The 23,941-nt window shown below is 67.2% G+C and carries 20 protein-coding genes; 5 read left to right on the forward strand and 15 right to left on the reverse strand.

Features of this window, described 5'->3' with window-relative positions; genetic code table 11:
• Window positions 1-41: 41 nt before the first annotated feature.
• The 6 genes from DIE02_RS05750 to DIE02_RS05775 all read right to left on the reverse strand — a co-directional run bounded on the left by DIE02_RS05750 (window position 42) and on the right by DIE02_RS05775 (window position 6,876).
• Window positions 42-425 (reverse strand): ATP-dependent protease, encoded by a 384-nt coding sequence (locus DIE02_RS05750; protein WP_124485297.1) that lies wholly within the window; start codon window positions 423-425, stop codon window positions 42-44.
• A 598-nt stretch (window positions 426-1,023) separates the two neighbouring features.
• Window positions 1,024-2,343: an MFS transporter gene (locus tag DIE02_RS05755; protein WP_124485403.1), complete on the reverse strand. Its 1,320-nt coding sequence runs from the start codon at window positions 2,341-2,343 to the stop codon at window positions 1,024-1,026.
• 58 nt (window positions 2,344-2,401) lie between these two features.
• Window positions 2,402-3,616 (reverse strand): tricarballylate utilization 4Fe-4S protein TcuB, encoded by a 1,215-nt coding sequence (gene tcuB, locus DIE02_RS05760; RefSeq protein WP_124485296.1) that lies wholly within the window; start codon window positions 3,614-3,616, stop codon window positions 2,402-2,404.
• Window positions 3,603-5,012 (reverse strand): FAD-dependent tricarballylate dehydrogenase TcuA, encoded by a 1,410-nt coding sequence (gene tcuA / locus DIE02_RS05765; RefSeq protein ID WP_124528846.1) that lies wholly within the window; start codon window positions 5,010-5,012, stop codon window positions 3,603-3,605. Before tcuA ends, tcuB begins: the two co-directional genes overlap by 14 nt.
• 63 nt (window positions 5,013-5,075) lie before the next feature.
• Window positions 5,076-6,029, reverse strand: a complete 954-nt coding sequence (locus tag DIE02_RS05770; protein ID WP_124485294.1) for a LysR family transcriptional regulator — start codon at window positions 6,027-6,029, stop codon at window positions 5,076-5,078.
• Between the two features lie 220 nt (window positions 6,030-6,249).
• Entirely contained in the window at window positions 6,250-6,876 is a 627-nt protein-coding gene (locus tag DIE02_RS05775; protein ID WP_185702592.1) for a bifunctional 2-polyprenyl-6-hydroxyphenol methylase/3-demethylubiquinol 3-O-methyltransferase UbiG, read from the reverse strand.
• 260 nt (window positions 6,877-7,136) lie between these two features.
• Between DIE02_RS05775 and DIE02_RS05780 the strand changes: the two genes are divergently transcribed.
• Entirely contained in the window at window positions 7,137-7,772 is a 636-nt protein-coding gene (locus tag DIE02_RS05780) for an isochorismatase family cysteine hydrolase (RefSeq protein WP_124485292.1), read from the forward strand.
• Window positions 7,773-7,851: 79 nt separating this feature from the next.
• On the opposite strand, the gene DIE02_RS05785 is transcribed toward DIE02_RS05780, so the two are convergent.
• Window positions 7,852-8,583, reverse strand: a complete 732-nt coding sequence (locus tag DIE02_RS05785) for a ribonuclease T2 (RefSeq protein ID WP_124485291.1) — start codon at window positions 8,581-8,583, stop codon at window positions 7,852-7,854.
• Window positions 8,584-8,999: 416 nt separating this feature from the next.
• Window positions 9,000-10,403: an HdeD family acid-resistance protein gene (locus DIE02_RS05790; protein WP_124485290.1), complete on the reverse strand. Its 1,404-nt coding sequence runs from the start codon at window positions 10,401-10,403 to the stop codon at window positions 9,000-9,002.
• A gap of 545 nt (window positions 10,404-10,948) precedes the next feature.
• Here DIE02_RS05790 and DIE02_RS05795 point away from each other — a divergent pair.
• Together DIE02_RS05795 and DIE02_RS05800 are read left to right on the forward strand one after the other, a co-directional pair.
• Window positions 10,949-11,506, forward strand: a complete 558-nt coding sequence (locus DIE02_RS05795) for a helix-turn-helix transcriptional regulator (RefSeq protein WP_124485289.1) — start codon at window positions 10,949-10,951, stop codon at window positions 11,504-11,506.
• A 109-nt stretch (window positions 11,507-11,615) separates the two neighbouring features.
• On the forward strand, window positions 11,616-12,197 hold the full coding sequence (locus DIE02_RS05800) for an HD domain-containing protein (RefSeq protein WP_124485288.1): 582 nt from the start codon (window positions 11,616-11,618) through the stop codon (window positions 12,195-12,197).
• 176 nt (window positions 12,198-12,373) lie between these two features.
• Here the strand turns inward: DIE02_RS05800 and DIE02_RS05805 are convergent, their stop codons facing one another.
• Window positions 12,374-13,912 carry an MFS transporter gene (locus DIE02_RS05805; protein WP_124485287.1) on the reverse strand — a complete coding sequence of 513 codons (1,539 nt, stop codon included), beginning with the start codon at window positions 13,910-13,912 and terminating at the stop codon, window positions 12,374-12,376.
• A gap of 188 nt (window positions 13,913-14,100) precedes the next feature.
• On the opposite strand from DIE02_RS05805, the gene DIE02_RS05810 reads away from it, so the two are divergent.
• The gene (locus tag DIE02_RS05810) at window positions 14,101-15,036 is read left to right on the forward strand and encodes a LysR family transcriptional regulator (RefSeq protein WP_044846889.1); all 936 of its coding nucleotides are present in this window, start codon (window positions 14,101-14,103) and stop codon (window positions 15,034-15,036) included.
• 42 nt (window positions 15,037-15,078) lie between these two features.
• On the opposite strand, the gene DIE02_RS05815 is transcribed toward DIE02_RS05810, so the two are convergent.
• The 6 genes from DIE02_RS05815 to DIE02_RS05840 form a co-directional block, all read right to left on the reverse strand.
• A complete protein-coding gene (locus DIE02_RS05815; protein WP_124485286.1) occupies window positions 15,079-16,218 on the reverse strand; it encodes an enoyl-CoA hydratase/isomerase family protein in 1,140 nt (379 codons plus the stop codon).
• Window positions 16,215-17,006, reverse strand: a complete 792-nt coding sequence (locus DIE02_RS05820; RefSeq protein ID WP_044846887.1) for an enoyl-CoA hydratase — start codon at window positions 17,004-17,006, stop codon at window positions 16,215-16,217. The genes DIE02_RS05815 and DIE02_RS05820 overlap by 4 nt, the downstream gene beginning before the upstream one ends.
• Entirely contained in the window at window positions 17,003-17,905 is a 903-nt protein-coding gene (gene mmsB, locus DIE02_RS05825) for a 3-hydroxyisobutyrate dehydrogenase (RefSeq protein WP_124485285.1), read from the reverse strand. The genes DIE02_RS05820 and mmsB overlap by 4 nt, the downstream gene beginning before the upstream one ends.
• An 18-nt stretch (window positions 17,906-17,923) precedes the next feature.
• Complete coding sequence (locus DIE02_RS05830; protein ID WP_124485284.1) at window positions 17,924-19,453, reverse strand: CoA-acylating methylmalonate-semialdehyde dehydrogenase; 1,530 nt, start codon at window positions 19,451-19,453, stop codon at window positions 17,924-17,926.
• Between the two features lie 114 nt (window positions 19,454-19,567).
• Complete coding sequence (locus tag DIE02_RS05835) at window positions 19,568-21,274, reverse strand: AMP-binding protein (RefSeq protein WP_124485283.1); 1,707 nt, start codon at window positions 21,272-21,274, stop codon at window positions 19,568-19,570.
• A gap of 245 nt (window positions 21,275-21,519) precedes the next feature.
• Window positions 21,520-22,653, reverse strand: a complete 1,134-nt coding sequence (locus DIE02_RS05840; protein WP_044846910.1) for an acyl-CoA dehydrogenase family protein — start codon at window positions 22,651-22,653, stop codon at window positions 21,520-21,522.
• Window positions 22,654-22,790: 137 nt separating this feature from the next.
• Between DIE02_RS05840 and DIE02_RS05845 the strand changes: the two genes are divergently transcribed.
• Window positions 22,791-23,825, forward strand: a complete 1,035-nt coding sequence (locus DIE02_RS05845; protein WP_124485282.1) for an AraC family transcriptional regulator — start codon at window positions 22,791-22,793, stop codon at window positions 23,823-23,825.
• Window positions 23,826-23,941: the final 116 nt, after the last annotated feature.

Consider the following 23,941-nt stretch of genomic DNA (forward strand, 5'->3'; position numbering starts at 1 on the left):
GGGCACCCAGCCCGACCTGCGCCCCCAACGGCAAGCAATGATCAGAGATCTCCGCGCACTTCACCGGTTCCCAGCGCGCTGCGCTGCCGGTTGACTTCCGCCCAAAGCTCATCGCTGTCGTCATTGCGCAGCACGACCATCCAGTCCAGTTGATCGTCGGTCACGCCGAAGTATTCCAGGATTTCCCGGCGAACCGCATCGACGAACTGCGCATATTCCGGGGTTGCCTGCGCCTGCGCGTGCAGGGCGTCGTATGCGGCATCGTCCGCGCCGCCGCCGCGCTCGTCGATATAGCGCGAGATCCATTGGTCCAGTTCGCGGTCGTAATCAGCCTCGGCGCGCATCGCTTGCACAGCCGTGTAGAAATCCAATTGCGCAAACGCGGCGATTGCCGCCGTTGTCGCCTCGTCGAAGGTAGTCGTCATTCCATCTCTCATGTCGGTCAGGGCACATCATCGCACGGGCCGCACCCGGGCCGGTGCCGCGATTCCGGACGGTGCAACACACCGCCTCGCGCCACCAGTCGACCGGAGCAAAGGCGCCGTGAACGGGGGGCACGCCTTCCAGTGCGCCACTCATCGGGGCCGCCCGGCAACAGGACACTCATTTTGCCGCATTGCGAGCACAGTGAAGAAAGCAACCGGGCGCGGCAAATCGCGGAACAAGTTTCGAGCGTATCGCCGCAGGCGTCACTCCGGTACTCAAGCGCCAATGCGGGTGCCGGTCGTGCATGACTCGTAATGGCCGAATCGAACGCCGTTGGATACCTCCCCGGCGGTCCGTTGCCGGTTGAATCCGCTCCCCTTGCCGAAAAGCCCACTCGTCGGTCAGTCGAATAGCCTTCGGCCCATGATCTGCGCGCCGGACACACGAGCCTGTCAACCACAGACCCGCCGCTCCTGCGGCAAAGCGGAGTGGCCTGCGCTGCTGCGCAAGTCGGACCGCATCGCCCCTCTTGTCGCCGCTGAAAAAGCGCAAGCCCGGCGCGAAGCCGGGGTGACGGAAACGCCGCTGTAATCGCCCTCAGGCCGACGATGCCGCCGACGCGTTGCCGCCTGCGCGGCGACGGTACAGCCCGAGCGTCGCGCAAAAGCCGCAGAGCGCGGCGAAGCTCAGCCAGTAGCCGGGTGCGGCCTTGTCATGCAAGACCTGAATCAGATACGTCGACACGGCCGGCGTAAAGCCGCCGAACAGCGCCGTCGCGAGACTGAACGCCAGCGAGAAGCCCGCGACGCGCACTTCGACCGGCATCACTTCGGTGAGCGCGGCGACCATCGCGCCGTTATACATGCCGAAGAAGAACGAGAACCACAGCAGCACGATCAGCATGCGCGCGAAGCTCGGTGCATCGGCGAGCCAGGACAGCGCCGGATAAGCCGTGAAGATCGTCAGCGCAGAAATGGCGAGCAACAGCGGTTTGCGGCCAATGCGGTCGGAGATCGCGCCGCCGATCGGCAACCAGACAAAATTCGACGCAGCCACGAGCAGCGTCACCATCAGGCTGTCGGAGGTGGACAGCTTCAGCACCGACTTCCCGAAGGTCGGCGTATACACGGTGATGAGGTAGAAGGTGGTGGTAGTCATCGCCGTCAGCAGCATGCCGCCGATGACGGTGCGCCAATTGCCGAGCAGCATCGCAAAAATCTCGCGCGCCTGCGGATGATGCCGCCGCGCTTCGAACGCCGCGGTCTCCTGCAGCGAGCGGCGCAGCACGAACAGGAACGGCACGATCGCGCAACCGATGAAGAACGGCACGCGCCACCCCCATGCAGCGATCTGCTGCGCGGACAGCCACTGGTTCAATCCGTAACCGATGGCCGCCGCCACGACGATGGCGACCTGCTGGCTCGCCGACTGCCAACTCGTGTAAAAACCCTTGTTGCCGGGCGTCGCCATTTCCGCGAGATAGACCGACACGCCGCCCAGTTCCGCGCCCGCCGAGAAGCCCTGCAACAGACGCCCGAGCAGCACGAGTGCCGGCGCGACCAGGCCGATGGTCGCGTACCCCGGCACGCAGGCAATCAGAACGGTGCCGCTCGCCATGATCGACAGCGTAACGATCAGCCCGGTGCGCCGCCCGACCTTGTCGATATACGCGCCGAGAAAGATCGCGCCGAGCGGACGCATCAGGAAGCCCGCGCCGAACACGGCGAAGGTGAGCATCAGCGACGCGAACTCGCTGGTGGACGGGAAAAAGATCTTCGCGATCGATGTCGCATAGAAGCCGAACAGAAAGAAATCGAACTGTTCGATGAAATTGCCGCTGGTCACGCGCAACACGGCGGCGGCCCTCGTCATGGGCGAAACGCCGGACGTGGCGGCGATCGATTCTGTGCGGTTCATTGCGTCTCCTGCTTCTTGTCTATGGTGATGGGCGCCCAAGGCGCACCCTAGTGACTTGCTAATCCGAACCGAGGCTCAGCGTGTTGCGTTGCCGCTTCTCTATCGACGATTTGAGCAATGCCGCCGAGCGGAAGATGCCGTGCGCGAACTTGCCGTAAGGCAGCGTGGCGAACAGCGCCATCACGATGCCGAGATGAATCGCGAGCAGCAACGGCATCGCCGAGGTCGTGCGGAGCGCGAGTAGCGCGAGACCGGATGCGCTCGTCAGAAGCAGGAGTGCGATGAAGCCGCGATCCATCGGACGCTGACGGGCATCGCCCCGCTCCGGAACGCGTTTCAGGTTCAGCCACAGCAGTCCCGCCGGCCCTGCAATCAGTCCGATGCCGCCCGCCGTTCCCATCAGCACCGGCACGCTCAGAAGCGGATACGGCGCTTCCAGACCGAATGCATAGTGATAGAGCGTCGCGACCGCGGTTGCCGCAAAGCACAGCATGAAGCCGTAGAACGTCAGGTGATGGAAACGACGCCGCGCCAGCGTGAAGGCATCGTCCTCTTCGTTGCAGCCGTCGCCGTGGCCGCCGTCCAGGTACTTGAGCGTCAGCGCGTTCCTGGCCGCTTCCGCGACGGCTGGCGCGCTCGCGCTCGCCGTTCCTGCCGACACGTCGCGCCAGAAGCGCGTGACGCCGAGACCGAGCGCAAGAATGGCGAACAGGAAAACGATGCCGAACATCGCCGCGAGCAGGCCGTGCGGGAAGATCGCGTAGAAGTTCGCTGGCGCGACATCGCCCGACAAGCCGCCGCGCAATGCCGTACCGAGCAGCAGAAACAGCGCGATTCCGGCCGCCAATGCAACCGACAAAGTCAGGCCGTTTCGCTTGTACAGCGCGCCGAACGACGCAGGAAACGCGTATTCGGTGTAGGTTTCGAGCCGGACTTCGGCCATCGCTTTCGGCACGTTCACGCCGAATTCGTGCGGCGGCGCGTATTGGCACGCGTGATAGCACGCGCCGCAGTTGTGGCAGAGATTCGCCAGATAGTTGACGTCCGCCTTGCCGAATTCCAGGCGGCGCGTCATGGCCGGGAACACGGCGCAGAAGCCTTCGCAATAGCGGCAGGCGTTGCAGATCTGCATCTGCCGTGCCACTTCGGTTTCGGCGGCGCTCATCTGCACGATGGGGATCACGCGCGCCGTGCTGCCGTGTGGAGTTTTTTTCGTATCGACCGAGCACGCCGTGCGCGTGCGTTCGGGCGCGAGCGGGTCAGACTGCTGCACTGGTTGCCTCCGTTGTCTTGAGCGCGGCGCGTGCGGCCTGCGTCCCGGCAATGCGCCCGAAGGCCGTGCCGATCGACATGCCGACGCCCGCCGTATAGCCCTTGCCGAGCACGTTGCCGGCCATCATTTCGCCGGCGACGAACAGGTTTTCACTGGCTTTGCCGCCGAAGTGAACCTGCGCGCGGTCATTGGTCTTGAGTCCGAGATACGTGAACGTGATGCCTGGCCGTAACGCATAACCGTAGAACGGCGGTGTCTCGATGCGGCGCGCCCAGTGTGTCTTGGGCGGCGCGAGGCCTTCGGTGTGGCAGTCGTCGAGTGCGGTGTGGTCGAAGGTGCCGTCGCGGCACGCATCGTTGTAGCGCGTGAGCGTTTCCATGAAGCGCGCTTCCGGCAGCCCGAGCTTGCGCGCAAGTTCCGGCAGCGTGTCGGCCTGTTCGCCCGGAAACACCGGCGGCATGAAGCGGCCGATTGCTTTCGAGTCGATGATCGAATAGCCGATCTGCCCCGGCTGATGCGCAACGAGCCGTCCCCAGATTGCATAGCGCTTCGGCCAGAAATCCTCGCCTTCGTCGTAGAAGCGCTCGGCGTCACGATTCACCACGACGCCCAGCGACACGCAGTCGATGCGTGTGCAGATGCCGCCGTCATACAGCGGCGCGCGCGCATCGATGGCGACGCAATGCGACTGGGACGGGTCGCCAATCATGTCCGCGCCAGCGTCGGCCATATGCTTGATGAGCACGCCCTTGTTGAAGCGCGTGCCGCGAATCAGGAAGTTGTCGGCGGGCCATTCGCCGCGCTCGTTTTGCCCCCACGCTTCGCGCAGCCATTCGCGATTCGATTCAAAACCGCCTGCCGCCAGCACGCAAGCGCGCGCCTCGAAGCGCTGGCTGCCGCTGCGCGCCGCGATGAAGAGACTGCCGTCGAGTTCAAGCGAATCAACGGGCGTTTCATAGCGGATATCGACGCCGAGCGCTTCGGCGCTGCGGTAATACGCGTTGACGAGCGCCTTGCCGCCGCCCATGAAGAACGCGTTGGTGCGTGCCACGTGCAGCGCACCGGACAGCGGCGGCTGGAAGCGCACCCCATGCTTCTGCATCCACGGCCGGCACGACGACGACGCGCGGATCGTCAGCCGCGCGAGATGCTCGTTCGTGATGCCACCGGTGACTTTCAACAGGTCCTGCCAGAATTCCTCTTCCGGATAGGCGTCGACGAGGACGTCTTGCGGCGCATCGTGCATGCAGCGCAGATTGCGCGTGTGTTGCGAGTTGCCGCCGCGCCATTCGCGCGGCGCGGATTCGAGAAGCAGGACCGAGGCGCCCGCTTCGCGCGCCATCAATGCGGCACACAGCGCGGCATTGCCTCCTCCGATTACGAGCACATCGACCATCAGACTTGCCTCCTTTTGGACAAATCGTAAAGGTCTCGTGCCCGCGTCGCTACCAGCCAGCCGTCAACGGGTCTTCACTTTTTGTGAAGGCTGAGGTTCCCGCAGCCGCGCACCGGGCCAGCGGCCTTCCTGCACCAGTCGACGGGCGACATCGGCGAGCACCACGCGCGCAGCGAGACCGGCGGGAGACAGTTCGTCATCGGAGATGCTGGCGAGCATGTTGGGCCGCGTGGCGTATTTTTCAGCGACGGGCACGCTCGTCAGTATCACGTTCTCGGGCCTGGCGAGCGCCGCGCCCGGTTGTATCGTCGCGCCGATGCCGGTGCGGACGAAGTCCATCAGGAGCGCAAGGCCGTCGACTTCGGCGACGATGTTCGGCTCGTACTCGGCACGCCTGAACGCCGATAACAGCAGCGAACGCAGCCCGTGCGTGCCGCTGGGGAGAATCAGCGGAAGCCTGCCAAGATTTTTCAGCCGGACGGATGCGCTCGTCGGCATGCCATCGAGATCGCCCGCGCCGATCAGGAACAGCCGCTCGTCCAGCAGCGGCAGCACGCTCCAGCGTTGCGCGGACTCCTCACGGAACAGCACGGCGAGATCGATCTGACGCGCGCTCAACATGGACGCAAGATAGCCGGAGAGACTTTCGACCATGTGCAACCGTACATCGGGATAGCGCGAGCGCATGGCCTGCATGAATGCAACACCCAGCACGCTCGCCGTGCTCGGCGCCATGCCGACGCTGACATGGCCCGACAGACGGGCCGAGCGTGCGGCAAGCGCGGCATCGTCGATATGACGCAGCGCGAGTTGCGCCTGACGCCAGAACGCCAGACCTGCGTCGGTCGGAACGACGCCCGCCGAGGTGCGTTGCAGCAAGCGCGTGGACAGTTCGCCTTCGAGACGGCTGATCTGCTGACTCAATGCCGAGGTCACCACGCCGAGTTCCAGCGCTGCCTTGCCCATGCTTCCGTGTTCGACGACACTGAGAAAATAGCGTAGTTGTCTGAGTTCCATTCCGCGATCGATCAGAAGGATTGGGCGGATATTTTGACAGAACGTCGTCGGGCAATCCTCAGCGTCGAGGTTGGATCTTGATAGCGCGTGCGTCTCTGCAGCAGTCGCACATATCAGGCAGAGACCAACCCCTTACTGCCACCGCTCTCTTCGAGAACCGGCGCTGATCGCTCCATACGCGCGCTTACCGAAGCATCCCGGGCCCGACCTTCGACCGAATCTAACCCCGCGTGCCGCCTTTGACGAATGCCAATCGGCTCCACGTCACACCCGCACGCCGGTTTCCACACTGCACGGATTCGGTCTGGACATTCAGCACATTGCGCAAGCCATGAGCACGTGCGAGCTGGATGGTTTCTTCCGCCGAGACGTCGAACATCCGTCGTCCTTCCGGAACCGGCCCGTAACGCAAGGACACGACCAGCACCGCGCCGTCGCACAGGAGAGCGCTGACGTGCGGCATCGCCCGACGACGTTCGTCTTCATCAAGGTGCATCCAGACGGCCGACAGCATCACGAAGTCAAATTCCTTTCGCCTCGTACGCAAAATCGCGAGATCTGGCAGGCTATCGTCCAGCCATTCGATCCGAAGAGACGAATGCCGCCTGATTCCCGCAACGCGTAACGCATCCACCGGTTCGACGGCTACGACCGAATGCCCCATCGCCGCGAATGCAGCCGCATCGGTTCCGATACCGGCTCCAACATCGAGAATGCAAGACGGGAGCGCGGGAACGAGATGCAGGATGGGCCGATGATGTTCCTCGAACGAGATGTCTTGCCATTGCTCGATGAGCGAATGTGCATGCTCCGCGTAGCCTTCCGTGCCGCGTACATTGATGGACACCACCGTTCTCCAAATGTCGGTGTTTCGCGAAGTTTGCCAGATTGCCGGCATTTCAGTATCGCCGACCCGATGTCCAGAGCTGACCGAACCCGGTCGTCCAGGGCGGTACCGCACTCGCCAGCTCGGCCGGTCTGCACCAAGATGAAATGTCGGTTTATATTGCCGGAGTTCCAACACGCTCGCGCCGGAATGGTTGACGACGTATACGGAGCGGCCGATTTTCTGAAAACACCGAAGTGACTCATGGGAGAGCATCAGTCATGCAACCGGAACACGCTTCAGATCTCGCGACGACTCGCCATGCAGGCGCGAAAGGCAGCACGCACGCGCCGATACCCTCGATCGTTCCGGCACAAACCGCGCTGATCGTGATGCACTACCAGACCGACATCCTCGGCCTCTTTCCGTCAGTCGCCCCCACCCTGCTCGTCAATACGCGCAAGCTGTGCGATGCAGCCCGGGCGAGCGGTGTCCACGTCTGCTTCGCGAATCTCCGCTTCAGCCCCGGCTATCCGGAAGTCAGCCCCCGCAACAAGAACGGGCAAGGGATCAAGCAACTCGGCCTGTTCGTCGACGACGGCCCGTGCCCGGAGCTCGGCCGGCTAGACAGCGAGCCGCTGACTATCGCGCATCGCGCGAGCGTGTTCTTTCGCACCGACCTGCAGGCGCGGCTCATCGCGCGGGGTATCGATACGCTGATCCTGGTCGGGATTGCGTCGACCGGCGTCGTGCTGTCGTCGGTCGCACACGCCAGCGACGCGGATTTCCGGCTGTATACGGTGAAGGACTGCTGCTACGACCCGGATGAAGTCGTGCACGAGCATCTGTTCGCGACGGCGTTCGAGACGCGCACGACGGTGCTGTCGCTCGCGGACGCGCTGCGGCTGCTCGCTTAGGCGCACGATATCCGCGCCACGCCGGCCGGAACGCTTCCGGACGGCGCCTCGCGCATCACGCCGTGCGCGACTTCGCGCGTTACTTCGCGATATACACGCCCGACGTCGGGCACGTCCCCTGCGTATTCCCGTCCGTCACGAGCGAGGCCGCGCTCGGAAACTGCGTGGTCGCGTTCGTCTTGACCGCGATCCACGCTTCCGTGAAATAGCTGACACCATTGGTCTTCGTGCACTTCAGCGACACCGCGCTGCGCGTATTGCTGCCGAACGCGCCTTCGAACGCGGACAGCAGCTGGTTGCGCGTCACCGTCTTGCCCGCGTTGGCCTGCAGGAACGCGTTGAACGACGTGTTGCCGAGCCGGCTGATCATGCCGGCCGCCTGGTTCCAGTACGCATCCGGCGACGCCGAGTTCGAGCAGGTGCCGTGCTTGAACCATTCGTGCTTGTCGAGGCACGACGCCACGCCCGGCATGTAGGTCGACAGCGTGCTGCGGGTCGCGGTGCTGACCGGATACGCATCCATGCTGCACCACTGGTGCGCGTTGTCGAGATCGACGTCGCTCTGCGGCACGCCGCAGTAGAACGGCTGGTTGCCGTCGTACCGGTTCGGCCAGAGACCATGCAGCGACAGGCTCGTCGCCGCGTACGTGCCGGCGAGGTTCGTACACTCCGGCGTGTCGTGCGACGCGCAGAAGCCGGGTTCCCACGAAGCAGCGAGCAGCAGGTAGTCGTAGCTGGTCTGCGCGACGGCGTGCAGCGAGGCGGATGCGACGGCGATTGCGGCCGCGGCGCGGGCGAGCGTCTTGAGCATGGCGTTTCCTCGGAAAAGGCTTGCGGTCGCGGGATGCGCCACAAGGTTGTCGAATGTCTGCCCGCGATTGTTGCTCGCGCAACGTGGCATCAATATGAAGGTGGACGAAGGAATTCGTAGTCGAACGCCACCCTTGTCAGCGCCGGCACCGGTACCAATACGCGCCCTTCTCCGCCGGAGACGCCGGCTCGCCCTGCAACGGAGCATCCCCACGATGACGGCCTGCCGGCCGGGCAGGCCCTATCGCGTCGCGATCGGAACGGGCAAAGCATCGAACTCGCGGACAGCATGCCCCTGCTCACGGCTCGCTGCTGCCAAGCTGCATGCGCGCACGCGCGGCCGAATCCGCGCCTTCGAGCGCGAGAATCTGTCACACGCCGATGCTCACGCGCCGGCCCTCGTCCGGCGCCACGCGATCATTTCACCGACGCGGCCTCCGATCCGCCGGACGACATCGCCGCGCTGTCCTGCTCGCGCCACGCGCGGCGCGACGCGATGATCGCCTGCACGGCCGAGCGCGCGACCTTCCACCACGCGAACGGACGCGGATCGGCGAGCATGCTGAGCGCGCGCGCATAGTCGAGCGTGAGCCCGGGCGTCCAGGCCATCGTCACCGCGCGCTTGCGGATCTGCGCGGCGACCCACAGCTCGGGCGTGAGCAGCAGCCGCACGAATGCGCCCCACCCGGCCCGCGTGCCCTTGAGCCGCCACACCGCGCCGTCGAGCGCCGCTTCGAGCGCGTTCGACACGGTGCTCGAACAGTTGCGGTGCGTGAGGTTGTACGTGACCGTCTGCCGATACGACGACCAGAACGCGGCCAGCTTCGCCGGATCGTAGTTGCGGATCCGCACGCGCACGGTCGACGGACACCACGCCTTCGACTCGGTCGCATAGTCGGGCTGGAACGGCCCGGGTACGTCGTTCTCGCGCGTCGCGCGCAGGATCCGTGTGAATTCATCGGGAGAACGATCGATCTCGACGGCCGGATACAGGCTGATGTAGATGCCCTCGGGCGACTCCAGCGCCGCATGGCCGGTGGAGATAACCCCGTTGACGTCCACCGCCGCGATGTAGCGGTCGATCACCGGATAGCGCTGCGCCTCGGCCTTCGACGTGCCGGTCGGCGTCCACACGTGCACGGTCAGCGCGTGCTCGTGGTCGGCCGGCGGCCCGTCCCATTCGGATTGCGTGAAGCGCGGGAGGTCGGCAGCCGTGTCGATGTCGGGGACGATCGCCGGCGCCGGCGACGTGACGAACGCGGGGTTGCGCGTCAGCCGCCGCACGCGCGCGGCGAGGCTCAGCATGTGCATGCCGCCGAACATCAGCAGCAGGCCGAGGCAGTACGGCACGGTGCCCACATAGTGAGTCGGATACGGCTGGTAGAAGAAGATCGCGAGCAGGATCTCGACGACGCCCCACGCGAATGCGACGTGCCAGCGCCGGTAACGCACCATCCACGCGGACGTGCACTGCAGCAGCCCGTCGACGAGGAACAGCGTGCCGAAGATCATCGACAGCAGGAAGTGTCCGTGATGATGGCCCGCGAACACGAGTGCGGCGGCCACCACGACCGCGATGCCCTTCACGTAGCGCAGGATGCGTTGCCCGCCGACGCCGCTGCCGGCCACCGCGAGCGTCGCAAGCCCCTCGATCAGGAACAGCCACGCGAACAGTTCGATCGGAAAATGCAGCGCGCCGTCTAGTGCATCGACGAAGATGCCGACGCCCGCGACGACCCACAGCCAGCCCAGCACGGTCAGTCCACGCCAGCGCGTTCGCAGATATTCGATGCCCAGCAGCAGCAATACCAGTCGTACCATGGCGCCCTCGTATTGATTTTTTCGGGATACGCGCAGATCACGCGCCTCCGGTCGTGCCGATCGTGCATCGTGCGATGCGGAAGTCGGACGGTGGCAATGCTGACCGGCGCGTCATGCGTCGACATGTCCAATGACGGCCGGCGCGCTCCGCTTTCGCCGAATAATAAGATATGGCGGAGCCGGTTGAAAGCCTGGCGAAAACATTGCCGGCGGAGCCGGACGCCCGGCGTGTCGATAGAGACGGCGCGATTGGCGGAGTTGCGGCTGCTATTCCGCCGAGGGTTTCGACGTACCGTCCGGGATGGCCGCACCGTTGCTCGACCAGCCGTACACGATCTAAGCTCGGCATGTCACGATGGCGATCGCAGGTCTGGATCTCACGATGCAGCGCACACCGATCACCGCCGACGGCACACCCACCCTTGGCGGACGACGCGCGTTCCGATCGGGTTCGTCGTAATCCAGGCATCCCGGAAATGACGGCCCCATTCATCCATTGCGCAACGCGGCGCCTGCGCGGCCCGCATCCCGAACGGAATACGAACATGCCCGCCTCACCGCTTCACACCCCGCCGCTCGGCCCGCAACTCAAGCGTTGGCGCACGCTGCATCGCGTGAAGCAGAGCCACGCTGCCGAGTTGTTCGGCGTCGCCCAATCGACGATCTCGCGCTGGGAAGCCGGCATCCAGCAGATGTCACCGGACGAGCGCGCGACGGCCGAGCGGCTGCTTGCCGCGCGTCTCGATTCGGCGGGCGACCACGCGCTCGCGCGGCTGATCGCGAGCAGCGCGGCGCGCATGCATCTCGTGTGCGACCTCACGCACCGGCTGCTCGCGTGCTCGCCGTCGCGCGCGGCCGAGTTCTCGCGGCCGCTGCCGACGCTGCTCGGCACGTCGCTGTGGCGCTATGCGTCGCCGGAGATCGTCCGCATGGAAGCCGCGCTCGAACCGCTCGGCTGGCACGATCACGCGGGGCCGCCGAGCGTCGAATTCGCAACCGGCGCCAATGCGTCGCGCGTCGTGCCGATCCGCGGCAGCACCTGCCGATGGACGCGGATGACGCTGTCGGACGGCTCCGCCGCGCGCCTCGTCGAAACGCTATAGCACGCGCGGCGGTCGCGGGGTACGAGCGCGGCGCGCATATTTCATGCGTGGACGCAGCGCGGCCGCACGGCGTACGCTTGACGGCACGATCCAAGCATTCCCACCAGCCATGAACCTCGACACGATCCACGCGCGGCTCGATTTCCTGCGCGAAGCCGAACGCCTGAAAGACGTGCTGCGCAGCGGCCACACGTCCAGCGGGCGCGCCGAAAGCACGGCCGAGCACAGCTGGCGGCTGTGCCTGATGGCGCTCGTGTTCGCCGACGCGCTGCCCGACGTCGACACGACGAAGCTGCTGAAACTGTGCGTCGTCCACGATCTCGGCGAAGCGCTGCACGGCGACATCCCCGCGATCGAGCAGGCCGCGCATCCGGACAAGAGCACGCACGAACGCGACGACCTGCTGACGCTGACGGCCGGGCTCGATCGCGCGCTGCGCGACGAGATCGTCGCACTGTGGGACGAATACGAGGCGGCGGCATCACCGGAAGCGCGCGCCGCGAAGGCACTCGACAAGCTCGAGACGATCCTGCAGCACAACCAGGGCAGCAATCCGCCGGACTTCGACTACGCGTTCAATCTCGGCTACGGCCGGCGCTACACCGACGCGGCACCGCTGTTCAACGCGATCCGTGCGATCGTCGACGCGGACACGCAACGCAGGATCGACACACGCGGCGACGGCGCGTAAGCGCGCGGAACCAGCCGCGCACCACACCGCGTGCGGCAATCGCACAAGATGCGCACGCACCTGAACGGACGGGAATCGGCGCGATGCCCACGCGCGGCGAGGAACACGACCGGCCGATGATGGCGCTCGTTGCCGCGTCACGGCAACGACGCGTCACCCGACGCGCGGCGCACGCGTCATTCACACACCGTCACCCCCCGCCGCGCCGGCGCGAACGCCACCGCGCTTGCCGTCGCGAGCACGGCCACGCCGGCCGCGCCGTACACCATCACCCAGCCGAAGCCGTGCACGAGCGCCGCGTGCAGCGCCGCACCGTTCGGGTCGGCCTTGGCGAGCGCCGGCGCGATCGCCTGCAGCCCGTCGGTGCGGCCCGACGCGATCTGCTGCGCCAGCGCGCGCAGCGCCTCCACATCGACCGCTCCCGCGACGCCGGCCTTCAGGCTCGCGACGATCCCCGCGACCAGCACGAAGCCCATCGTCGCGATGTTCAGCGCGAGCGAGATCATCCGCGCGCTCATGTCGATGCCCGACGCCATCCCGGCCCGCGAACTCGGCACCGCGCCCGTCGTCGTGTTCGTGACCGGCGTGTTGGTGAGCCCGAGCCCGATGCCGGCGATCACGCAGCCGGGCAGCATCGTGAGCCAGCTCGCGTGCTCGACGCCGCTGCCGATCCGCATCAGCGCGAAGCCGGCCGCGATCGTAAACAGGCCGCCCGGAATCACGACGCCTGGCCCGTAGCGCAGCGCGAGCCGCTCGCCGAACGGCGGCGCGACCAGCGTCGGCAGCGTGTACGCGAGCAGCGCGAGGCCGGCCGTCACGCTGTCGTAGCCGAGCGCGACCTGGAACCAGATCGGCAGGTAGATCATGAACGGCCAGAAGCTGAAGTTCATCCCCATCGAGCCGAAGATCGCACCGGTGAACGCGCGAAGCCGGAACACGGAGAAGTCGAACATCGGCCGCGCGCTCGTACGCTCCGCGACGAAGAAGCCGGCCAGCGCGAGCACGGTCGCGCCGAGCACGCCGACGCCGGCCGCACTCATGAGCCCCAGCTCCGCGCTCTGCGTGATATAGAACGCGAGACCGAGCACCGCGAGCGACAGCGTGACGATGCCCGCGACGTCGAGCGTGCCCGCATGCGGATCGCGCGACTCCTGCACCGCGCCGCAAATCAGCACGAGCGCGACGGCCGCGAGCGGCGCATGCACGAGAAACACCCACGGCCAGCTCGCCGCCGCGACGATCGCGCCGCCGACGATCGGCCCGAAGCCGAGGCCGATCCCGAACACGATGCCCCAGATCCCGAACGCGCGGCCACGCTCGCGCCCTTCGCGGAACTGATGCGACAGCACCGCGATCTGGCAGATCAGCATCGCGCCGCCGCTCGCGCCCTGCAGCAGCCGGCCCGCGACCAGCACCGGCACGTTCGGCGCGAGCCCGCACAGCAGCGAGGTCGCGCCGAACAGCACGGTGCCGATCACGTACACGCGCTTGCGGCCGAACCGGTCGGCGAGCGTGCCGGCCGCCATCAGCACCGTCGTGCACGCGATCGTGTACGCGTTCATGATCCACTGCATGCCGTTGAAGTCGCCGTGCAGCACGCGTTCGAGCGTCGGCAGGATCACCGGCACGCTCGAGATCTCGAGGCCGAACATCAGCGACGTGAGACAGACGGCCGCCAGCGCGACCGCATTCCTGCGGGAGTCGGATAGGGTCATGCGTATTGCGCGACGGCCCTCGACAGGCCGTGCGCCTCCAGGTGAGAAGGATGCGCCGCGTGCGGCCGGAAACGCACGCTGCGCGGGAATCGGTACTATAGTGAGAATTTCCCTCCCCATTGATGCGTCCATTTCCCCGGACTCGGGAATCACAGGACGCAATCAGGGCAACCCCAGCACACCCCGCCATGACCGACAAACTCGACGGCGTAACGACCTTCGTCCAGGTGGTGGAATCCGGCAGCTTCGCGCTCGCCGCGGAACGGCTCGACATGACGCGCTCGGCGGTCGGCAAGGCGATCGCGCGGCTCGAGAAGCGGCTCGGCGCGCGGCTGCTGCAGCGCACGACGCGCAGCCAGAGCCTGACCGACGACGGCCAGGCGTACTACGACCGCTGCGTGCGCGCGCTGGCGGAGCTGGAAGCGGCCGAAGCCGATCTCGATTGCGGCCGCAACGAAGCGCGCGGCAAGCTGCGGCTGAGCGTGCCGCTCGCGTTCGGGCATCACTGCGTGACGCCCATCGTGCTCGATCTCGCGCGCACCTATCCGCACCTGCGGATCGACGTGTCGATCACCGACCGCTTCGTCGACCTGGTCGAGGAAGGCATCGACCTCGCGGTGCGGATCGGTTCGCTGGCGGACAGCACGAGCCTCGCGGTGCGGCGGCTGGGCACGCAATACGGGAGCCTCGGCGCCGCGCCGTCGTATCTCGCGCGCTACGGGATGCCGCAATCGCTCGACGATCTGAGGAACCACCGGACGATCGCGTACTCACGCTCGGGCGTCGCGCAGCCGTGGGACCTGCGCGCGCCGGACGGCTCGACGGTGCGCATCGACATGCCGCACCAGCTCAGCTTCGACGACGTGCAGGCGATCGCGGCGGCCGGCGCATCGGGGTTCGGGATCGCGTGGCTGCCGAGCTGGCTGCTCGATCATTACGTGAAGCGCGGCGAGATGGTCGTCGTGCTCGATCGCTGCTTCGTATGCGAAGGCGACATTCACGCGATCTGGCCGAAAACGCGCTACCTGCCGCGCAAGACGCGCTGCGTGATCGACGCGCTCGTGCAGGCGGTGCCGCCGATGATCGAGCGGCCGGAGCCCGCGAGCCTCAAGAAAACCGGTTGAAACCGACGCGCCGCACGGGCGCGCCGGGCCGTCACGCGGCGCTCACGCCGCGCCGAGATCGGCGAGCGGATGCGCGAACAGTTTCCACGGCGACGTCAGGAAATGCCGCACGCGCTCGGCGCGCAGCTCGACGAGCGACGCCGGCGCCCAGCGCGGCTTGCGATCCTTGTCGACGAGATGCGCGCGCACGCCTTCGCAGAAGTCGCCCTCCTCGATCGCGCGCGCGACGATGCCGAGCTCCATCCGGAACGATTCGGCGAGCGTCATCTGGCGGCCGCGCAGCAGCGCTTCGCGCGTCACGCACAGCATCGTCGGCGAATGGCCGGCGAGTGCATCGAGCGTCGCCTGCAGCCATTGACGATGCTCGCGCGACAGCTCGTCGCGCGCGAGCTCCTGCGTGAGCGTCGCGACGATCCGCTCGACGGTCGAGCGCTTGTCGAAGTGCCGGACGATCCACGCCGTCTGCGTATCGAGCGCCGCATGCGGCACGACGTTGCACGGCGGCTCGAACACCTTGCGCAGCGCCGGCAGCACGTCGCCGTCCCATTTGATGCTGTCGATGCGCGTCTCGAACGTATCGAGCCACGCCGACGGCACGCACAGATCCGCGAGCTTCGCGCTCAGCGCGTCGGCACCCGACAGCATCGCGCCCGTCAGCCCCACGTACAGCTCGAGCTCGACCGGCATGCGCGACAGGAAATGCGTCGCGCCGACGTCGGGCACGAGGCCGATGCGCGTCTCGGGCATCGCGATCTTGCTGCGCTCGGTCGCGACGCGCAGCGCCGCGCCTTGCGCGAGCCCCATTCCGCCGCCCATCGTCACGCCGTCCATCAGCGCGACCACCGGCTTCGGGAACGTGTGGATCGCGTAGTCGAGCCGGTATTCGTCGACGAAGAACGGCAGCCAGGTCTCGCGCTGCGCGACCATTCGGTGCAGCGCTCGCACGTCGCCGCCCGCGCAGAAGCCCTTCTCGCCCGCTCCGCGCAACACGACCGCGACGATCTGGTCGTCGGTGCGGCAACGTTCGAGCAGCGCCGTCAGCTCGCCGATCATCGAATAGGACAACGCATTGAGTGCGGCCGGCCGGTTCAGCGTAATGAGCGCCACGCGGTTCACCACGCGAAACAGCACCTCCGGCGCGGGTTGCGCGAAGCTGTCATGAGTCGTCACCGGCGTGCTCATCGTTGCGGCTCCCCGTCGGTGTGCCATTGCGGCGCGCGCTTGCCGAGAAACGCGGCCACGCCCTCGCGCGGATCGTTCGTGTCGAACAGGTCGACGAAGCGCTCGCGCTCGACCGCGAGCGCCGCGCCGCGCGGCACGCCGCGGCGCGCGAGGCCGATCAGCTCCTTGCTGTAGGCGACCGCATGCGGGCTCTGCCGTGCGACGTTGCGCGCGAGCGCCAGCGCCGCATCGCGGGCCGCGCCGCTTTCGACCACGTCCTCGACGAGGCCGATCCTGAGGGCCGTCGCCGCGTCGACGCGCGTGCCGGCCAGGATGATCTTCTTCGCCCAGCCTTCACCGACGAGCCAGGGCAGCGTCTGTGTGCCGAGCCCGCACGGCAGCAGGCCGACCGACGGCTCGGGCAGCGCCATCTGCGCGTGCGTCTCGGCGATCCGCAGGTCGCACGCGAGCGCGCATTCGAGGCCGCCGCCCATCGCATAGCCGTTGATCGCCGCGATCGTCACGACGCGCGCGTCGTGCAGCGCCTCGAATGCCGCGCCGAAACGCGCGGCCATCGCGCGCGCGACCGCGCGATCGCCGTCGGCGAACGTGTTCAGGTCCGCGCCCGCGCTGAAGAACTTCGGGCCGTCGCCGGTGATCACCAGCGCGCGCACGCGCGGGTTCGCATTCAATTCGGCGACGGTGGCCTGCAGCTGCTGCAGCCCGTCGGCGGTGAAGGCGTTGGCGGGCGGACGCTTGAGCGTCGCGCACGCGATCGCGCCGTCGTCGACGTAGTCCAGTTCGATCATGAGGCGTCCTTCTTGGTGGCCGGTTGGTACAGGCGGATCACCGCCGAGAAATCGAGCTGCCCGTCGCCGCGGCTGCTCATCGTCTGGTACAGCTGCTGCGCGAGCGCACCGAGATAGACGGGCTGGCGCGCCTGCTTCGCGGCGTCGTTCGCGAGGCCGAGATCCTTCAGCATCAGGTCGGTGCCGAAGCCGCCGCTGTAGCCGCGCGACGACGGCGCGGTGTCGATCACGCCCGGATACGGGTTGTAGGTGTCCGAGCTCCAGCAGCGGCCCGTCGACGTGTTGACGATGCCGGCCAGCACCTTCGGGTCGATGCCGAGTGCGACGCCGAGCGACATCGCCTCCGACACGGCCGCCATCGAGATGCCGAGCACGAGGTTGTTGCAGACCTTCGCGACCTGCCCCATCCCCGTCGGCCCGCAGTGGACGATGTTCTTGCCCATCCCGGCGAGCACCGGCTTCACGCGCTCGAAATCCACATCGCTGCCGCCGACCATGAAGGTCAAGGTGCCGGCCGCCGCGCCGCCGGTGCCGCCCGACACCGGTGCGTCGACGAACGCGCCGCCGTGCTCGCGCACGAGCGCGCCGAACGCCTGTGCGCTCGCCGGGTCGATCGTGCTCGAATCGATCACGGTCGCGCCGGCGCCGAGGCCGGCCAGCACGCCGTTCTCGCCGGCGAGCACCGAGCGCACGTGCGGCGCGGCCGGCAGCATCGTGATCACGAAGGCCGCGCCCGATGCCGCGTCGCGCGGCGATGCGGCGACCTGCGCGCCGGCGTCCTGCAGCGCGCGCAATGCGTCGGCGCTCAGGTCGAACGCATGCACTTCATGGCCGGCCTTCAACAGGTTCAGCGCCATCGGCGCCCCCATGTGGCCCAGTCCGATAAAACCGATCTTCATGTTCGTGTCCTCCGCGGCTCAATGCAGCCGGATCGTCGTGTTCACCGGGCCGGCCGTCGCGTCGTCGTCGAACCAGCGCGCGGTGACCGTCTTGGTCTGCGTGTAGAACTGCACGACCTGCTTGCCGTACGGGCCGAGATCGCCGAGCTTCGAACCGCGCGAACCGGTGAAGCTGAAGAACGGCACCGGCACCGGGATCGGGATGTTGATGCCGACCTGGCCGACGTCGATCTCGCTCTGGAACTTGCGTGCCGCCGCGCCGCTCTGCGTGAAGATGCCCACGCCGTTGCCCATCGGGTTGGCGTTGACGAGCGCGATCGCTTCGTCGAGCGTGTTGGCTTCGAGCACGACCAGCACCGGACCGAAGATCTCGTGCGTGTAGATCGACATGTCGGTCTTTACGCCGGAGAAGATCGTCGGGCCGACGAAATTGCCCTCCTCGTAACCGGCCACCTTCACGTCGCGGCCGTCGAGCTCGAGCTTCGCGCCTTCCTTCACGCCCGCGTCGATCAGCGACAGGATGCGCGCCTTCGCTCCGCGCGACACGACCGGGCCGACGTCGGTGCCGGCTTCCGCGCCCGCGTTCACCTTCAGCAGCTTCGCCTTCGCGACGAGATCGGGCAGCCAGTCGCGCGCCTCGCCGACCAGCACCGCGACCGACGTCGCCATGCAGCGCTGCCCGGCCGCGCCGAAGCCCGCGCCGACCAGCGCGTTGAGGGTCTGCTCGCGATTCGCATCGGGCAGCACCACCGCGTGGTTCTTCGCGCCCATCATCGACTGCACGCGCTTGCCATGCTGGCTGCCGAGGTTGTACACGTGCGTGCCGACCGCCGTCGAGCCGACGAACGAGATCGCCTTCACGAGCGGATGCGTGCAGATCGCGTCGACGACTTCCTTGCCGCCGTGCACGACGTTCAGCACGCCCTTCGGCACGCCGGCCTCGATCGCGAGTTCGACGAGCTGCATCGTCGACATCGGATCCTGCTCGGACGGCTTCAGCACGAACGTGTTGCCGCACACGATCGCCATCGGGAACATCCACAGCGGAATCATCGCGGGGAAGTTGAACGGCGTGATGCCCGCGCACACGCCGAGCGGCTGGCGCAGCGTGTAGGTGTCGACGCCGCCCGCGACGTTCTCCGCGAATTCGCCGAGTTGCAGCGTGCCGATCGAGCACGCATGCTCGACCACTTCGAGGCCGCGGAAGATGTCGCCTTCGGCATCGGGCAGCGTCTTGCCCTGCTCGGCCGTCAGCGTCTTCGCGATGCGCTGCAGGTTCGCGCGCACCAGATCCTGGAACTTCAGCATGATGCGCATGCGCGCGGCGATCGGCGTGTTCTTCCACGTCGCAAACGCGGCATGCGCGGCCTGCACGGCCGCGTCGACTTCGGCGACGGTCGCGAACGGCACGCGCGCGAGGACCTGCTGCGTCGCCGGGTTGACGATGTCGCGCCACTCGCTCGTGGTGGACTCGACGAAGGCGCCGTCGATCAGCAGCTTGACCGTCGGCACGTCTTGCCCCGTGCGGGGCGTCGGATTCGCGTTCATCAGTGCACTCTCCTTGCAGTGGGCCGCATGGCGTGATGCCACGCGCGGCCGGTTCGGTTCAGTCCGGTGGCGGGCGACGCACGGCAAAACGCGGCGCGCGCGGCCCGCGGCCGGTCATTTCAGTTCGGCGGCGAAATCTTCTTCCCAGTATTCGCCGGGCATCCGCATGGCCGCATCGTCGCCGCGCTCGATCTCGCGGCGGCGCAGCTCGACGCGGCGGATCTTCCCCGAGATGGTCTTCGGCAGCTCCGCGAACTGCAGGCGGCGAATGCGCTTGTACGGCGCGAGCTTCTCGCGCGAGAAGCGGAAGATCTCCAGCGCGAGCGCGGGGCTTTCCTCGTAGCCCTGGCGCAGCGTGATGAACGTCTTCGGCACCGACAGCCGCAGCGGGTCCGGGCTCGGCACGACGGCCGCTTCCGCGATCGCCGGATGCTCGATCAGCACGCTTTCCAGTTCGAACGGGCTCAGCCGGTAGTCGGACGACTTGAACACGTCGTCCGCGCGGCCGATGTACACGTAGTAGCCGTCGTCGCCGCGCATCGCGATGTCCGACGTGCGGTAATGGCCGTCGCGCATCGCGTGGGCAGTCGCGTCGGGATTGTTCGCATAGCCGGTCATCAGGCCGACCGGGCGCGTCACGCCGGCGCCGATCGGCAGCGCGACCTCGCCTTCGGTCAGCGGCGCGCCGTCCGGGTCGAGCAGCGCGATCCGGTAGCCGGGCAGCGGCCGCCCCATCGAGCCCGCGACGACCGGCTGGCCCGGCGTGTTGCCGATCAGGCAGGTCGTCTCGGTCTGGCCGTAGCCGTCGCGAATCGTGATGCCCCACGCCTTCTTCACGCGCTCGATGATCTCGGGATTGAGCGGCTCGCCCGCGCCGACGATCTCGCGCAGCTTCACGTCGAACGACGCGAGCGGCTGCTGCACGAGCATGCGCCACACGGTCGGCGGCGCGCACAGCGTGGTCACCTGGTATTTGACGAGCGCATCGAGCACGACCTTCGGCTCGAAGCGCGCGTAGTTGAACGCGAACACGCACGCCTGCGCATTCCACGGCGCGAAGAAGCAGCTCCATGCATGCTTCGCCCAGCCCGGCGAGCTGATGTTCCAGTGGATGTCGCCCGGCTGCAGGCCGACCCAGTACATCGTCGACAGGTGCCCGACCGGATAGGTGCGATGCGTGTGCTCGACGAGCTTCGGCTTCGACGTCGTGCCCGACGTGAAGTACAGCAGCATCGGATCGCTCGCGTGCGTGACGGCGTCCGGCTCGAACGCGGCGCTCGCCGCGTAGCCGTCGTTCATCGCGAGCCAGCCCGCGCGCGGCGCGCCGGCGACGATCTTCTGCTTGAGGCCGAGATCGGCCTGTTCGAACTTCGCGGTTTCGTTTTCGTCGACGATCGCGTATTTCGCGCCGCCGATCTGCACGCGATCGCGCACGTCGTCGGACGACAGCTGCGTGGTCGCGGGCAGCACGATCGCGCCGAGCTTCATCGCGGCGAGCATCGCGTCCCACAGCTCGACACGGTTCGGCAGCATCAGCAGGATCCGGTCGCCGCGCACGACGCCGATGCCGCGCAGCCAGTTCGCGATCCGCGACGAGCGCTCGGACATCTGCGCGAACGAATACGGGTCGCCCGTGCCGGTGGCCGCGTCGACGATCCACAGCGCGGGCTTGTCGTTGCCGCGCGCCATCGGGTCGAAGTAGTCGAGCGCCCAGTTGAACGCATCGAGCACCGGCCATTCGAAATCGCGGTAAGCGGTTTCGTAGTCGGTGCGATGGCGCAGCAGAAAGTCGCGTGCGTCCAGGAATGCCTGTACCGTCATCGTGTCGTCTCCTGTCTCCTGTCGACGTGAGTTAGCGCTTTAGCGCTTACTCACGTCCCATGCCCTGGCGAGTCTCCATGCCCAGCGGTCAACCGGGCAAGCGCTGCAGCGCATGCCCGGTTCCGTGTCGCGCGGCGCACGGTCACGTCGTTGCGTGCCGCGTTTGCCGCGCTGCCCTCGTGCCCTGCCTGTTTGCCTGCCTGTCTGGTTGTTTGCGTGGTTGTCGATGGAGCGCGCGTCGCGACTCAAAGCTGTCGCGCGATCACCATGCGCTGCACTTCGCTGGTGCCTTCGTAAATCTGCGTGATGCGCGCGTCGCGATAGTGACGCTCGACTTCGTAATCGACGAGGTAGCCGTAGCCGCCGTGGATCTGGATCGCGTCCGAGCACACGCGCTCGGCCATCTCGGACGCGAACAGCTTCGCCTGCGATGCTTCCGACAGACACGGCAGCCCGGCCGTGCGCAGCTTCGCCGCGTGATGCACGAGCAGGCGCGCCGCGTTGATCTGGGTGGCCATGTCGGCGAGCTTCTGCTGGATCGCCTGGTGCTCGGCGAGCGGCTTGCCGAACTGCACGCGCTCGCCCGCATAGCGGCGCGCCTTGTCGAATGCGGCACGCGCGATGCCGAGCGCCTGCGCGGCGATGCCGATGCGCCCGCCTTCCAGGTTCGACAGCGCGATCTTCAGCCCTTCGCCGCGATTGCCGAGCAGGTTCTCTTCCGGAATCGCGCAGTTCTCGAACGTGATCGGGCACGTGTCGGACGCGCGGATGCCCATTTTCTTCTCCGGCTTGCCGACGATGAAGCCCGGCGTGTCGGTCGGCACCAGGAACGCGGAAATGCCGCGCTTGCCGGCTTCCGGATCGGTCATGGCAAAAACGATCGCTACGCCGGCGCGCTGGCCGTTGGTCACGAACTGCTTCGCGCCGTTCAGCACCCACTTGCCGTCGCGCAGCTCCGCCCGCGTGCGCAGGTTGTGCGCCTCCGAGCCGGCCTGCGGCTCGGTCAGGCAGAATGCGCCGATGATGCGGCCCGCCGCCATCTCGGCCAGCCAGCGATCCTTCTGCGCGGGCGTGCCGAAGCCGAGGATCGGCCCGCAGCCGACCGAGTTGTGCACGCTCATCATCGTCGCGCAAGCGGCGTCGCCCGCCGCGATCTCTTCCATCGCCAGCGCATAGGCGACGTAATCCGTATACGCGCCGCCCAGTTCCTGCGGCACGATCATCCCGAGCAGGCCAAGTTCGCCGAGCTGCGCGACGACGGCGTCGGGCAGGTGCGCGTCGTGGTCCCACTGCGCGGCGTTCGGCGCCAGCACCTCGGTGGCAAAAGCGCGCGCGGCGTCGCGGATCATCCGCTGGTCTTCGGTGTAAAGCTCGTCCATGGCGCTGCTGTCTCCCGCGGCCGCGTGCCGCGACCGACCTTTCGTTTCGATGCAACAAGTGTAGGCAAGCGCGCGCGACTGTTCGATGCTCGCGCCGCTCATTTACACTGAGCGTTTTTGCCATACCGGCGGCTTCGATGAAGCAGGAAGAGAAGGGAACCGTCGCGATCAGCCTCGTCGCCTATAGCGTCGCGCTCGCCACCCGGCGCGGCGTCGCGGCCGAGCCGCTGCTCGCGCAGGCCGGCATCGCGCCCGCGCTGCTCGCGCAGCCGCGCGCGCGGGTGTCGGCGCAGCAATACGGCGCGCTGTGGAACGCGATTGCGCGCGCGCTCGACGACGAGTTTTTCGGGCAGGATCGCCACCCGATGCGCAGCGGCAGCTTCATTGCGATGAGCCAGGCCGCGCTATCCGCGCAGGACGGGCTGCACGCGATGGCGCGCGCGGTGAATTTCATGCACTGCGTGCTCGACGACCTGCACGCGGAGCTCGACGCGAACCCGCAGCGCGTGCGGCTGCGCTTCGTGCACCGCAACAGCGCCGCGGCGCCCGCGATGTTTACGTACGCGACCTATTTCATCATCGTGTACGGGCTCACCTGCTGGCTGATCGGACGCCGCATCCCGGTGCTGCACGCGAGCTTCCGCTGCGACACGCCGCCGGCCGACCACGAATACCCGTCGATGCTGTGCGACGACATGCGCTTCAACCAGCCCGATTCGTATGTCGATTTCGATCCCGAATTCGCGACGCTGCCGGTCGTGCAGAACGCGAAGACGCTGAAGACCTTCCTGCGCAACGCGCCGGCCAGCTTCATCGTCAAGTACCGCAACCCGAACGCGCTCGCGCAGCGCGTGCGCACGGTGCTGCGCGGGATGCCGCCCGCCGCGTGGCCCGGCGCCGGCGGGATGGCCGCGCGGCTGCACGTGGCCGAGGCGACGCTGCGCCGCAAGCTGCACCAGGAAGGCCACGCGTACCAGTCGATCAAGGACACGCTGCGGCGCGACCTCGCGTTCGAGGCGCTGGCCGATCCGGCGCGAACCATCGCCGACGTCGCGGCCGCCGCCGGTTTCGCGGAACCGAGCGCGTTCTACCGCGCGTTTCGCAAATGGAGCGGGCGCAGCCCGGCCGAGTACCGGGAAGAAGCGCTCGCGCGGGGCGGCGGCGCCGGCTGAGTGCGCGGCCGGCGGCACCGCCTTCGCGCTTTCCGCCGAAACCGCCTAATCTTCAAATATCGGGCCAACGCCCTTTCCGCGAGCCGGACGGCGTGCGGCCGCGCGCCGCCCGGACG

Source organism: Burkholderia sp. Bp8991 (assembly GCF_003853795.1).
Taxonomy (GTDB): Bacteria; Pseudomonadota; Gammaproteobacteria; order Burkholderiales; family Burkholderiaceae; genus Burkholderia.